The organism is Clostridia bacterium, assembly GCA_035628995.1.
Classification (GTDB): domain Bacteria; phylum Bacillota; class Clostridia; order Lutisporales; family Lutisporaceae; genus BRH-c25.
Genome location: DASPIR010000023.1, coordinates 511,506 through 524,434, shown reverse-complemented (window position 1 = coordinate 524,434; position 12,929 = coordinate 511,506). Strand labels below are relative to the sequence as shown.

Here is a 12,929-nt window from a genome sequence, read left to right as displayed (position 1 = left end):
ATTGTAAAGACGAACAATATAAACAGCATAATAAAGGGGGCAAAATATGCAAAAGCTATAAAAAAAGAGTTTCATATGATTATGAGCGAGCATGCTATAGCAAAATTAAGTCAGGAGATGAAAGAATGGACGTTATTGAAAGAGCCTATGGGAAAACATTCAAGACGATATTATGGGCTGTCAATCCGTTAAAAAAGGTATTCAAAAAGACCTTGTGCGAGGTTCATGTCTTTATTAATGAGCAAGCTATTGAAATACTTAAGAATGATGGATTTCAAGAGGCATATGAGTTATATACCTTGAACAAGGGTTGCCTGAATGACGGGGCTGTGTGGGTAGATCAGGACTTTAAGAGCAGGGAGCATTTCTACAATCCATACACTCACAGGGGATTATATGGCTGCAAGTCGTCAAAGCAAAGGTTTCAGAAGTATTACGGATGTGCGCTTGTACATTGGGATTGTGGAGATAAGGATAAAGCAATGTTCTATCTTGGTGCAGCTGTGCATTTGATTCAGGATTCAACAATTCCGCAGCATGGGAACGTTAAGCTCTTAAAAAGCCATAGGAAGTATGAACAATGGATTCACAAGGTTCATGATGATTTTCTCCATTATTCAGTTTCAAAGGGGGGAATCTACTATGACAACCCCAATGACTATATCGAATCAAATTCAAAGATAGCAATTACAGCACACAAGAAATACTCATTAATAAAAAATCCTGAAGACAAATTTTTCAGAATCGCCAACAAGACCTTTCCCTTGGCACAGCAAACAACGGCAGGGTGTCTGTTGAACTTCTACAACAGAATAAATGAATAAGTTCAGGTTGCGGGGTGCGAGGTTTTTTGAATAAATATTGGTATTTGGTTAAATATAAAAACATTAGACGAAAGATAGGAGATGATTGGATGTCGGATGTGAATATCAGCAATGATGCCGAAAAAAATATAGAACAGTTGGAGGTAGGACAGAAGGTAAAGGTTGATAAGCTATTCAACGATAACAATGAATATGAAATAGTGGATAAAAAGGCTCACCCAAGCGCATGCGCCATAGACTACACTTTGGTGCTGCCCCAATACGCATCAGATTACAAGAATAACAGGGACAGCTTTGACGAGGACAAGAGCCGATTGATATATGACAATAAAATAGTAGGCTACGTAAATATAACAGGTGATGCATATTATGGAGGAGAAAAAACTGACGGGGATATTACCAGGGCATAAGGCATTAAATAAGGGCCCGGTGATTCCGGACCCTTTTATCTTAACATTGCATATAGATATACAAACCTTGTCGCATGCTCCTGCTCGTCAGTAATTATTTCATACAACATATCCCTATATTTTTTCCCTCGGAGCATTGCCCTAATTTCCCTATACAGCTCAACTGCTTCAAGTTCTCCATTGATGCTTGACTTTATAGCATCTATAAATCTGCCCAGATGCTCCTGCTCAGGAAGCTGAACCTGAATGTCGGTACCGGCAAGCTCTTCGTAAATTTCTTGGAACATATCATAATGCTTGGCTTCATCCTCGTAAGCATAATTTATTTGCGCTATTATTTCTTTATTATCAGTCATTTCCATCATTTTTCTGTATTTCCTGTGATCCTTCCGCTCATCTAGCATCGCTTCCCTGAGTAAATCTATAAGCTTTCTATCATAATCTCCGTAATTGCTGTTACTGCCATGGATATTATTATACAATGCACTTGCCCCCTTTAAATAGTGACTATTACATTGTATGCGTGGAAAGATGCAAAGTTGACTCTAGGAATCTATTATCCCTTATGAATAATTTCCTTAAGGGGAAGGATGATGAAAAAAGGATTCTTTCTGTTTGTTTTCTGGTTTAATTTATAGAACATCGCGGTCTCATCTGGAGAGGGGGTAATGCCAAAAATATTCCAAGCGAATACCTCATATCCTATATGCTTCAATAATTCACGCATGGGCATATTCTTGTATTCCTCAAAGCCTTCCATATTAATGACGCTGTCATTCAAATATTCCTGCAGCCTATCTTTTAGTAATGCATGGTTATATCTGTCAATTGACTCAGGCATGCTGCCGCTCCTGCTGTATAGCAGCCAATCCAGCTTGAGGTACTCATTCAGCAGGCTGCATCCCGCGGAATCGAGCCTTCCCGCGTATTGATCAGCGACAAAATGTTTCAAAATCGTATAGAGCTCACTTACACCCTTTGATGAATTGAAGTGCCCTTTGGAGTTCCAATAGTCTGACAGTCTGTGATAAAAGTCAAAGGGAGTGACTGCAAGCGACATAAGTAAGAAATCCAGTGTGTGCTTGAATCTCCCGCTGTTGTAATATTGCTCAAGTACATTCTCGATATCCTTTAACACAAGAAGCTCTTTGTAAGACAACCATTTAGTACTTATTACCTCATAGGGAGGAAAGTCGTGATGCTCCATACCGTATTCGACGCAGCTTTCTCTTATGCCAGAACCCTTCAATAGCTTCAAAAAACCAAGCTGGAGCATATCGGGCTTAAAGTCATACACATCATTGAAGGATTTCTCAAAGCTTTTAATATCCTCATATGGAAGTCCGGCAATAAGGTCCAGGTGGATATGAGCATTCTTAAAGGCTAAGAGCTTGCGTACATTTTGTCCCACCTTGCCAAAATTCATTGTTCTGTCTATTTCGGATAGAGTCATTGGGTTGGTGGATTGAACTCCTATTTCAAATTGGAACATACCCTCAGGGGCTTTTTCAACTGTTTGCAGGAAGCGCTCATTAATAAGGTCGGCAGCTATTTCAAAATGAAAGTTGGTTGTGGACTTTAGCTCCATTATATATTGCATAATTTCTATGGAACGGTCAATATCACAGTTAAAGGTCCTGTCAACCAGCTTAACCTGTCTTACCCCTGCGTTTATAAAGCCTTTTATATCTTGTCTGATTCTATCTATTGAAAGATACCTTACCCCGTGTATTGTGGAGGAAAGGCAGTACTGGCAGTTAAAGGGGCAACCCCTGCTGGTCTCATAGTAGACAATCTTATTCTCAAATTCATCAAAGCTGTCATAAGGAAAGGGGATTGCATCTAAGCAAGCAATAAGAGGTCTTTTCTGGTTGATGACAACATTTGCTCCTTCTCTGTAAGCTATTCCGGGTATGCTGGAGATATTACACTTACCATCTGTGATGCAGCCAAGCAAGTCAAGCAGTGTTTCTTCACCTTCTCCTACAACTACATAATCTATAAATGGATTATCCCTAAGGATGCTTGCGGAATCATAAGAGACCTCGGGACCTCCCAATATGATTACAGCATCAGGCTTGGCTTTTTTCAGACTGCTGCAAATACTGCGCATCAGGCTGATGTTCCATATATAGCAGGAGAAGCCGTATATATCAGCACCGGAGTTATACAGCTGCTTTAGGATGTTGTTTATGTTGTCATTTATACTGAACTCAGCTATGTTAATTCCTTCTATTTGAGCTTCACAGTATTTTTTCAAATATCTTATAGCAAGGTTGGAGTGTATATATTTGGCGTTAACTGCACTTAGCAATATCTTTTTTTGCATGAGGGGCCTCCTAAAAGTCTTTTTGATTAAGTTTTGTCATAACCTATACAAAATGCGAAATCGTATTTCTCACTTTTGTTTCATTAGTGTACATCGCGGAAAGTAAAATAATTCCTTTAAGATTTTTCCGCGATCTCTATAGGAATATTATATCAATATTGATATACTTGTGCATATTATTATGTTTTTAAAGTCACAATTAGAGATGGTATTAGTTGTAATATATTTGGTAGAATAAAGCTATATGATTAAAACGGCGGGAAGATTGATTCCGGGAGAAATATATGGATAAAAGAGATATAGTACAGATTTTAGAGGAAATCGCACTGCTACTGGATCTAAAAGGGGAAAATCCATTCAAGATTAAAGCGTATGTCAATGCTGCCAGGTCAATAGAGCTTTTGGACGGGGACCTGAAGAGTTATATAAATGAAGGAAAGCTGGATGACATAAAGGGTGTAGGTAAGGCCATAACCGAAAAGCTCACTGAGCTTGTGACAACAGGACGGCTGGAATATTACGAAGAGCTTAAGAAGTCTATTCCTGTAGGATTATTAGAAATGCTTACGATACCTGGAGTGGGACCCAAAAAGGTGAAGGTGCTCTATGAGAAACTGGATGTAAAATCTATCGGAGAGCTTGAATACGCATGCATAGAGAATCGGCTCCTATCGCTTGCAGGCTTCGGTAAAAAGACCCAGGAAAATATATTAAAAGGCATTATGCATGTGAAGACCTATAAAGGTCAACATCTCTTTGGAGATGTATATCAGGAAGCAATGGCGGTAAAGGAAACGCTGCTGGCCAATCCTATTACAAAGGAATGTGACCTTGGAGGAAGCCTGCGAAGGAGGAAAGAAGTAGTCAAGGACATAGACATAGTTGCCAGTACTACCCAGCCTGCAAAGCTGATGGATTATTACACCTCACTACCCCAGGTTGAGGAAGTTGTTTCAAAGGGTGAAACAAAGTCTACAGTCAGGCTCAAGAGTGGCATCAATATGGATTTGAGGGTAGTAGACATCAAAGAATTTCCATACGCACTTAACCATTTCACAGGAAGCAAGGAGCACAACACGGCTATTAGGCATAGAGCAAAGGCAATGGGAATAAAGGTGAATGAGTATGGACTTTTCAGAGGTGAAGAGCTTTTACCCTGCAATAGTGAAGAAGAAATATACAGGGTATTGGGATTACGATATATACCACCGGAACTAAGAGAGAACACTGGTGAGATTGAAGCCGCAGAAAAAGAGGAATTGCCTGAGCTTTTGACAAGGAAAGATATTAAGGGCACTTTTCATATGCATACCGTTTACAGCGACGGCTCCGGCAGCATTGAAGAAATGGTTGAGGAGGCAATAAGGCTGGGATTTCAATATATAGGTATAACTGATCACAGCAGAGCTGCTTATTATGCAAGAGGTCTGAATATCGATGAGGTAAAGCGGCAGGTGGAAGAAATTGATGCAATAAATCAGAGACATAAGAATTTCAGGGTTTTTAAAGGGATTGAGTCGGACATACTGCCTGATGGTTCTCTTGATTATGATGATGAGGTATTGAAGCTTTTTGATTTTGTCATTGCAGCGGTGCACTCAAATTTTAAAATGGAAAAAGATAGAATGACAGAAAGACTTGTAAATGCTTTGAAGAACAGGTATACTATAATGCTAGCCCACCCCACGGGTAGAATACTTCTAGCCAGGGAAGAATATGAATTGGATATCAATGCGGTGATAGATGCTGCAGCAGAATATGGCAAGGTGGTTGAGATTAACGCAGATCCTCACAGGCTGGACTTGGACTGGAGGAATTTGAAATATGCCAAGGAAAAGGGTGTAAAGATATCTATTAACACCGATGCGCACAGTATTCAAGGATTAAGCAATATATCTTATGGCGTGGGCATCGCAAGAAAGGGCTGGCTGGAAAAGCAGGATGTCATAAATACCATGGATATAGCAGAGATGGAGAGATTTTTGGAGGGGGTAAAATATGAGAAGCATAGATGAACTGAGAAGCAGAGCTAAGGAAATTTCAGCAATATTGTATAATATCTATCCTGAAGCAACCTGCTCTTTAGACTATAAGGAGCCTCTTCAGCTGGTGATTTCTACGATACTTGCGGCTCAATGCACAGATGCAAGAGTAAACATTGTGACAAAAGACCTTTTTAAGAAATATACATCAGTGAATGATTATGCGGATGCCAATCCTGAAGAGCTGGAGCAGGATATAAAATCCACAGGCTTTTACAGAAATAAGACAAAGAATATTATTGGCTGCTGCAAGAAACTCATTAAGGACTTCGGCGGGAAAGTACCGAACAATATGGAGGATCTGCTGAGTCTGCCGGGAGTAGGCCGAAAGACAGCTAATGTGGTATTAAGCAATATATTTGGCATTCCTGGAATAATTGTTGATACTCACTGTAAAAGATTGTCGAACAGGATAGGTTTGACGGATAAGGAAGATCCTGAGAAGATTGAGTATGATCTTATGGAGTTACTACCAGAAAATGACTGGACAGCATTCAGCAACTGCTTGGTATATCACGGTCGAGCCATATGCGATGCCAAAAAACCAAAATGTGGGCAGTGTCCAGTAGCTTTACATTGTGACTTTTTTAACAATAATTGAAGATAGCGTGAATAAGAGGGCGTTAAACTGATAATTTTATAATATTTGACGCATTTTCAATTTTATAAATATTCTAATATGTATTAAAATTTTATTGAAGGAATTTAACCATTTTTAACGAATTAAACTTGAGAGGAATTTTTCGCATTTATAATTATTAATTCTGTAGTGTTAATATAAGTTTTGAAAGAGGTGGTGAGGCATTTGACGACAGAAATCATTAAAGAAATCAAAGAAACAGAGCGTGCTGCAGAAGAAAAGCTAAAGTCAGCACACCAGAAAGCCAAGGACCTTTTACTACGCGCAGAAGATGAGGCTGCCAGAGTTATTAAAGCAGCTGAAGATCAGGAGCTTCTTAAGGGCAGGCAGCAGCTTGAGGCAGCAGAGAAGGAGGCTTATCAGGAAGCTGACAGCAGGAAAATGCAGAATAACGAAAAGTGTCAGGAATTGAAGCGCAAAGCTGCAGAAAAAATGGAGGACGCAGTGAATCTGGTGATGGAGAGGATTGTGAAAATGAATGGCAATAGTTAAAATGAAGAAAGTCACCATGATAGCTCTCCAGTCTGAAAGGAATGCCATAGTTAAGAGCCTTCAGAAATTCGGTAACCTACAGGTAGTAAACCTTGAAGAACAAATTGCTGAACAAGGATTTGAGGGGTTACAGCTAGACAGTGACACTGAAGCAGTGAGCAAGCTGGAGACAAAGCTTTCACAAGTAAAATATTCACTTGATTTTTTAGGAAAATTCAATAAGACAAAAAAGTCTATGTTTGCATCGAAGGTTCAAGTAGATGAGATACAGCGCAATAAGTACCTCGGAAATGAAGAAAAACTGCATGAAATATACGAAAACTGCAGGGGTATAGACAGTAAATTCACAGAGTTTAAGAGTGTTGAAACAAAGCTCAACAATACCATAGCTCAGCTCAACCCGTGGATACCAATGGAAATGAACGTCGAGGACATTGGCAGTACACAGAATACAAGTACAATAATAGGCTTTATGCCTACAAAATATGTGGAAGAGTTCAGTACTTCAATTCAAAATGAAAACCTCGAAGCATATCTTGAAAAAGTAAGCAGCGAAAAGGAAAATACATACATGATGGTTGTTTATCATCATATATGTGAAGAGAGAATGCTACAGCTTCTCAAACAGTCCGGCTGGACTAAAGTGACCTTCAGCGAGTTCTCAGGAACTCCTAAGGAAAACATAAAAAGGCTGACTGGAGAGATAGAAGAGATTGAGAAAAAGAAGATAGAACTGGCAAAACAGGCAGAGGGAATGGTATCAGAAATAGACTTCCTTGAAATTATTTTTGATTTGTTCTCAATAGAAAAGGATAAGAGCAGCGTCGTGAAGGATTTTGGTAAAACTGATAAAACCTTCATGCTTCGCGGATGGATACCTGAAAAGTATTCTGATGATATGATCCGGCTCTTAGATGGTATAACTGATAAGTATACCATTCAGTTTGAGGATCCGAATGATGAGGATGACATACCGGTGCTTCTGAATAATCCGAAGCTTGTTCAGCCCTTTGAGTTGATAACAGAGATGTACAGTTTGCCGAATCCGAGGGGCATAGACCCCAATATTTTTATGACCCCATTCTTTATATTGTTCTTCGGAATTATGGTAACTGATGCAGCGTATGGGATAATCATTGCTGCCGCCACGGCATTTATACTTTACAAATACAAGCCGGAGGGCGGTATGAAAAAGATGATGGGGGTAATGTTTCTTGGAGGCATATCCACATTTTTCTGGGGAGGAATCTTCGGAGGCTGGTTCGGGGATCTGATTAAGATAAAGCCATGGTGGTTCAATCCTTTGGATGAACCTCTCAAGATGTTGATATTCTGTTTGGCCTTGGGTGTAATTCATCTTTACACTGGTTTCTTCCTCGCAGCGTATATGAACATCAGAGAAGGTAAATATCTGGATGCATTCTACGATCAAGTGCTCTGGCTTATGCTATTGACAGGACTTATGTTCCTTGCGCTGCCGCCTCTTGCTGCAGCAGGCAAGTATATGGCTATCATAGGTGCCGCCGGTACTGTGATTTTTAATGCAAGGTCTGAAAAGAACATTTTCAAAAGGTTGACATCTGGACTATTAGCGTTATACAACGTTAGTGGATTTTTAGGCGATGTTCTTTCATATTCACGATTATTTGCATTATGTTTGGCAACCGGCGTTATAGCGCAGGTTTTCAATGCTATGGGCCTTATGATGGGTGGTAGTCTAGTCGGAAAACTAATAATGGTTGCTTTTTTAATAGCAGCCCATACCTTCAATACAGCACTTGGCATTCTGGGGGCATATGTGCATACAAGCCGTCTTCAGTATGTTGAATTCTTCGGAAAGTTCTATTCAGGTGAAGGAAAGGCATTTAATCCCCTAAGAATTAAAACAAAGTACATTCAAAACTAGTATAATATTATATTTATTACAAAGGGAGGCAATAAAAAAATGAATAATATGGTGGAATTGATGGGTAACTCTGGTTTATATCTTGCATTTCTTGGTTCAGCAATAGCAGCAGGTCTTGCAGGCTGCGGATCTGCAATAGGTGTAGGTATCGCAGGTATGGCAGCATCTGGAGTTGTAACTGAAGATCCAAGCAAATTCGGTAAGACACTTCTTTTACAGGCACTTCCTGGTACACAGGGTATATATGGTCTTCTTATTGGATTTCTTATATGGTCCAAGATAGGGGTTTTCGCAACAATAGTTCCAGTAAACATAGAACAGGGACTCATGCTCTTTCTAGCTGGCGTGCCGGTTGGATTGGTTGGACTTGTTTCAGCAATATATCAGGGGAAAGCCTCAGCTTCCAGCTGCGGAATACTTGCTAAAAGACCTGAAGAGTTTGGTAAAGCTATGATTTATCCTGCTATGGTTGAGACTTATGCAGTTCTTTCATTGCTTGCATCATTCCTTATGCTTAACGGCATCAAATTATAAGGGAGTGGCTTAAATGGCAGGAGTAGAGAAAATAAAAGAAAAGATCTTGCAGGATGCAGAAGTTAAAACAAATGAAATATTGGAAAAAGCGCGACTCCAAGCCAAAGACATAGAAGAAAAGGCGAACCAGAAAGCCGCTCTTAGAGCGAAGGAGATTTCGCAAAAGTCCACTCATGATATTAGTGAGAAAAGAAGAATAATTAATTCAATCGTTGAGCTTGAGATGCGTAAGGATATTCTTTCTGCAAAACAGCAATCGATTGAAGAAGTATTTGATAGAGCACTCGAACGTATGAACAGCCTTGATAGCAGCAAATATGAGAAAGTAATTTTTGATATGCTCATGGCCTCAGTGGAAAGCGGAGAAGAAGAAATCCTAATGTCTGAAGGTGGAAAGAGTAAGCTTTCTGCTGATTTTATAAGCAAAGCAAACAAAGCCCTTGAAGCAGTTGGCAAGAAGGGTAAGCTCAAAATATCGGATGAAACCAGGAATATATCCGGAGGCTTCATTTTAATGGGTCAGGGAGTTGAAGTAAACAATTCCTTTGAAGCAGTCATAAGGCTCTACAGAGATGAAATTGAACCGAAGGTAGCTGAGATTTTCTTCCGTGCTTAATGCAAAACCAAGAAATTCTTTTACTGGAAGAAAGGAGGATAAGCTCAATGAGTGAAAATAAATACCTATATTCTGTGACCAGAATACGAGCATTGGAAACAAAACTTCTGGATAAGGCGAAAATCGAAAGAATGATTGAAGCCAGGAATGCAGATGAAATTATAAAAATCCTCAATGAAACAGAATATGGAAGTTCAATTTCTGAAATGAAGGACATTGAAGACTATGAAACTGTACTTTCCAAGGAACTATCAAAAACTTATGAGCTTCTGAGGGAAATATCTCCTGTTCCTGAACTCACAAACCTATTCTCGTTTAGATATGACATTCAAAATTTGAAGACACTGCTTAAGAGCAGCTACTTGGACGAAGAGAATGACGGACTTTTGAGCGATATAGGTACCATACCCAGCCAGCGTCTTAAAAAGATGGTCAAGGAAAAGGACTTCAGCGACTTGGATCCTATTATTAGAGAATGTGTGGAGCAAGTAGTTGGGGAATTTACAGTGAATCCTGATCCGCAGCTTATTGATGTGACTCTGGATAAGTGCTTATACAATCTTATGTATAAGACTGCTAAGGATAACAAGAGCAGCTTCTTGATGGATTATATCTCAACACAGATAGATTTGATAAATATTAAATCCCTGATACGAGTAAAAGCAATGGGTTACGGGAGGGACTTCCTTAAAAAGGCAATACTTATAAATGGAAGGCTGGACTATGCATTCTTCAATGATATCTTTGACGAGTCCATGGAAACCTTGAGCGACAGATTAGCCTTCAAGGATTACGGTAAAATAGTTGGGGAAGGTATATCCAACTATATAAAGACAAAATCCTTGACGAAATTCGAAAAGCTTTCTGACAATTTTTTATTTGAACTCGCCAAAAAGGGCAAGTATGTTGCATTTGGAATCGAACCTTTGGTTGGTTATCTGATGGCAAAGGAAAATGAAGCGAAGATAATCAGAATGATAATGGTCGGGAAAATTAATGAGATTCCGAATGAATTGATAAGAGAAAGGCTACGTGATGTATATGTATAAAATTGGAGTTATTGGAGATAAGGACTCCATACTTGGATTCAAGGCTTTAGGAATATCAGTATTTCCGACCACTGATATTAGAGAAGCCAACAGATTGATTCACAAGCTTGCAAAAGAGAACTATGCTGTGCTTTTCGTGACAGAGCAGCTTGCCAAGGATTTGGATGAAGTAATCAACGAATACAAGGATTCCTTGACTCCGGCAATAATAATGATACCTAACAACAGGGGAACCCTGGGATTAGGTATAAATGGTGTTAAAAAGTCAGTAGAGAAAGCCATCGGTTCGGATATATTATTCGGGAAAGAAGGTTGATAACTTGAACGAGGGTAGAATTATAAAAGTATCAGGGCCTCTTGTCATAGCAGAAGGTATGCAGGATGCAAAAATGTATGACGTTGTTCGTGTTAGTGATAAAAAGCTTATAGGCGAAATTATAGAAATAAGAGGAGATAAGGCTTCAATACAGGTTTATGAAGAAACTTCAGGCTTGGGACCGGGAGAACCGGTTGTTTCTACTGGCGAGCCCCTAAGCGTTGAGCTGGGGCCAGGACTTATCGAATCAATTTTTGACGGCATCCAGAGACCTCTTGACGTTGTAAGGAGTGCTTCAGGTGACCATATAGCCAGAGGTGTACAAGTAGAAAAGCTTAATAAAACAAAAAAGTGGCATTTTGATGCTACTGTTAAAAAAGGCGATATTGTAAAGTCAGGGGATATCATAGGTACTGTACAGGAGACTTCTATAGTACTTCACAAGATAATGGTTCCGTTTGGTGTAGAAGGAACTATAGAAGAAATTAACTCAGGCGAATTTACTATTTTAGAGACAATAGCAAAGGTAAAAGCAAAAGATGGAATAAAGGAAGTACAGATGCTTCAGAAATGGCCGGTTAGAAAGGGAAGACCTTATAAAGAAAAGCTTTCTCCTTCAAACCCTATGATTACAGGCCAGAGAATCATAGATACCTTCTTCCCGGTGGCAAAAGGTGGTACAGCTTGTATCCCTGGGCCTTTTGGAAGCGGTAAGACAGTTGTACAGCACCAGCTTGCGAAATGGGCTGATGCTGAGATAGTTGTATATATTGGCTGCGGTGAGCGTGGAAACGAAATGACTGACGTTCTTATGGAGTTCCCAGAACTTAAGGATCCGAAGACCGGAGAGCCATTGATGAAACGTACAGTGCTTATTGCAAACACATCAGATATGCCGGTTGCAGCCCGTGAAGCAAGCATATATACCGGTATTACAATAGGTGAATACTTTAGAGACATGGGTTATTCCGTAGCGCTTATGGCAGACTCAACCTCGCGCTGGGCGGAAGCGCTCCGTGAAATGTCCGGACGTCTTGAGGAAATGCCTGGTGAAGAAGGCTATCCTGCATATCTTGGTTCAAGAGCTGCTGAATTCTATGAAAGAGCCGGCAAGGTTGTATGCTCAGGAACTGAAAATAGAGAAGGTGCTCTTACTGCAGTTGGTGCGGTATCCCCTCCAGGTGGAGACCTCTCAGAGCCTGTAACACAGGCAACTTTGAGAATAGTAAAGGTTTTCTGGGGCTTGGATGCATCTCTGGCTTATAGAAGACATTTCCCTGCAATAAACTGGCTTCAAAGCTATTCTTTATACCTGGACAGATTGGGTGATTGGTTTACTGAGCAAGTATCACCTGAATGGCATGCCCTGAGGACAGAAGCCTTGAAATTGCTTCAGGAAGAAGCAGAATTAAATGAAATCGTTAGACTGGTTGGCTTTGATGCCCTTTCATTAAAGGACAGATTTACACTGGAAGTAACAAAAACAATAAGAGAAGACTATCTGCATCAAAATGCCTTCCATGAAATTGATACTTATACTTCAATCCAGAAGCAGTTTAGAATGATGAAAGCAATCCTGCTGTTCTTCCATGAAGGACAAAGAGCATTGAGTGAAGGTGCGCTCTTCAAAGAACTTTCCAATCTGCCGGTTAGGGAGAAAATAGCTAAGGCTAAGCTGATATTGGAGAACAATCTTAGCGAATTTGATGCTCTGGAAGCGGACATTAGAAAACAGGTGGCTTCCACCCTTTCGAATGGAGGAATATAAGAT

At 39.9% G+C, this 12,929-nt stretch carries 13 protein-coding genes; 11 read left to right on the top strand and 2 right to left on the bottom strand.

What is annotated here, in order from left to right:
* Positions 1-125 precede the first annotated feature (125 nt).
* Together VEB00_09470 and VEB00_09465 are read left to right on the top strand one after the other, a co-directional pair.
* On the top strand, positions 126-824 hold the full coding sequence (locus VEB00_09470; protein HYF83239.1) for a zinc dependent phospholipase C family protein: 699 nt from the start codon (positions 126-128) through the stop codon (positions 822-824).
* Positions 825-913: 89 nt separating this feature from the next.
* Positions 914-1,234, top strand: coding sequence for a hypothetical protein (locus VEB00_09465; protein HYF83238.1), 321 nt, complete (start codon positions 914-916; stop codon positions 1,232-1,234).
* Between the two features lie 35 nt (positions 1,235-1,269).
* Here VEB00_09465 and VEB00_09460 read toward each other — a convergent pair whose 3' ends face one another.
* Both VEB00_09460 and VEB00_09455 read right to left on the bottom strand, forming a co-directional pair.
* Positions 1,270-1,716, bottom strand: coding sequence for a ferritin-like domain-containing protein (locus tag VEB00_09460; GenBank protein ID HYF83237.1), 447 nt, complete (start codon positions 1,714-1,716; stop codon positions 1,270-1,272).
* Positions 1,717-1,790: 74 nt separating this feature from the next.
* Positions 1,791-3,563 carry a B12-binding domain-containing radical SAM protein gene (locus VEB00_09455; GenBank protein ID HYF83236.1) on the bottom strand — a complete coding sequence of 591 codons (1,773 nt, stop codon included), beginning with the start codon at positions 3,561-3,563 and terminating at the stop codon, positions 1,791-1,793.
* A gap of 284 nt (positions 3,564-3,847) precedes the next feature.
* On the opposite strand from VEB00_09455, the gene polX reads away from it, so the two are divergent.
* The 9 genes from polX (at position 3,848) to VEB00_09410 (ending at position 12,926) form a co-directional block, all read left to right on the top strand.
* A complete protein-coding gene (polX, locus tag VEB00_09450) occupies positions 3,848-5,578 on the top strand; it encodes a DNA polymerase/3'-5' exonuclease PolX (GenBank protein ID HYF83235.1) in 1,731 nt (576 codons plus the stop codon).
* Positions 5,562-6,206, top strand: coding sequence for an endonuclease III (gene nth, locus VEB00_09445; GenBank protein ID HYF83234.1), 645 nt, complete (start codon positions 5,562-5,564; stop codon positions 6,204-6,206). The genes polX and nth overlap by 17 nt, the downstream gene beginning before the upstream one ends.
* Positions 6,207-6,410: 204 nt before the next feature.
* Complete coding sequence (locus tag VEB00_09440) at positions 6,411-6,737, top strand: V-type ATPase subunit subunit G family protein (protein ID HYF83233.1); 327 nt, start codon at positions 6,411-6,413, stop codon at positions 6,735-6,737.
* Positions 6,724-8,643 (top strand): V-type ATP synthase subunit I, encoded by a 1,920-nt coding sequence (locus VEB00_09435; protein HYF83232.1) that lies wholly within the window; start codon positions 6,724-6,726, stop codon positions 8,641-8,643. The genes VEB00_09440 and VEB00_09435 overlap by 14 nt, the downstream gene beginning before the upstream one ends.
* Before the next feature lie 60 nt (positions 8,644-8,703).
* Positions 8,704-9,177, top strand: coding sequence for a V-type ATP synthase subunit K (locus tag VEB00_09430; GenBank protein HYF83231.1), 474 nt, complete (start codon positions 8,704-8,706; stop codon positions 9,175-9,177).
* Between the two features lie 13 nt (positions 9,178-9,190).
* Positions 9,191-9,793, top strand: coding sequence for a V-type ATP synthase subunit E family protein (locus VEB00_09425; protein ID HYF83230.1), 603 nt, complete (start codon positions 9,191-9,193; stop codon positions 9,791-9,793).
* Positions 9,794-9,840: 47 nt separating this feature from the next.
* Positions 9,841-10,842 carry a V-type ATP synthase subunit C gene (locus VEB00_09420; GenBank protein HYF83229.1) on the top strand — a complete coding sequence of 334 codons (1,002 nt, stop codon included), beginning with the start codon at positions 9,841-9,843 and terminating at the stop codon, positions 10,840-10,842.
* Positions 10,835-11,158 carry a V-type ATP synthase subunit F gene (locus tag VEB00_09415; GenBank protein ID HYF83228.1) on the top strand — a complete coding sequence of 108 codons (324 nt, stop codon included), beginning with the start codon at positions 10,835-10,837 and terminating at the stop codon, positions 11,156-11,158. Before VEB00_09420 ends, VEB00_09415 begins: the two co-directional genes overlap by 8 nt.
* 4 nt (positions 11,159-11,162) lie before the next feature.
* Entirely contained in the window at positions 11,163-12,926 is a 1,764-nt protein-coding gene (locus VEB00_09410; GenBank protein ID HYF83227.1) for a V-type ATP synthase subunit A, read from the top strand.
* Positions 12,927-12,929 lie beyond the last annotated feature (3 nt).

Coding starts and splice junctions, on each gene's coding strand:
- VEB00_09415 (HYF83228.1), top strand. CDS start 10,835: ATGTATAAAATTGGAGTTATTGGAGATAAGGACTCCATACTTGGATTC.
- nth (HYF83234.1), top strand. CDS start 5,562: ATGAGAAGCATAGATGAACTGAGAAGCAGAGCTAAGGAAATTTCAGCA.
- VEB00_09465 (HYF83238.1), top strand. CDS start 914: ATGTCGGATGTGAATATCAGCAATGATGCCGAAAAAAATATAGAACAG.
- polX (HYF83235.1), top strand. CDS start 3,848: ATGGATAAAAGAGATATAGTACAGATTTTAGAGGAAATCGCACTGCTA.
- VEB00_09420 (HYF83229.1), top strand. CDS start 9,841: ATGAGTGAAAATAAATACCTATATTCTGTGACCAGAATACGAGCATTG.
- VEB00_09430 (HYF83231.1), top strand. CDS start 8,704: ATGGGTAACTCTGGTTTATATCTTGCATTTCTTGGTTCAGCAATAGCA.
- VEB00_09425 (HYF83230.1), top strand. CDS start 9,191: ATGGCAGGAGTAGAGAAAATAAAAGAAAAGATCTTGCAGGATGCAGAA.
- VEB00_09470 (HYF83239.1), top strand. CDS start 126: ATGGACGTTATTGAAAGAGCCTATGGGAAAACATTCAAGACGATATTA.
- VEB00_09435 (HYF83232.1), top strand. CDS start 6,724: ATGGCAATAGTTAAAATGAAGAAAGTCACCATGATAGCTCTCCAGTCT.
- VEB00_09455 (HYF83236.1), bottom strand. CDS start 3,563: ATGCAAAAAAAGATATTGCTAAGTGCAGTTAACGCCAAATATATACAC.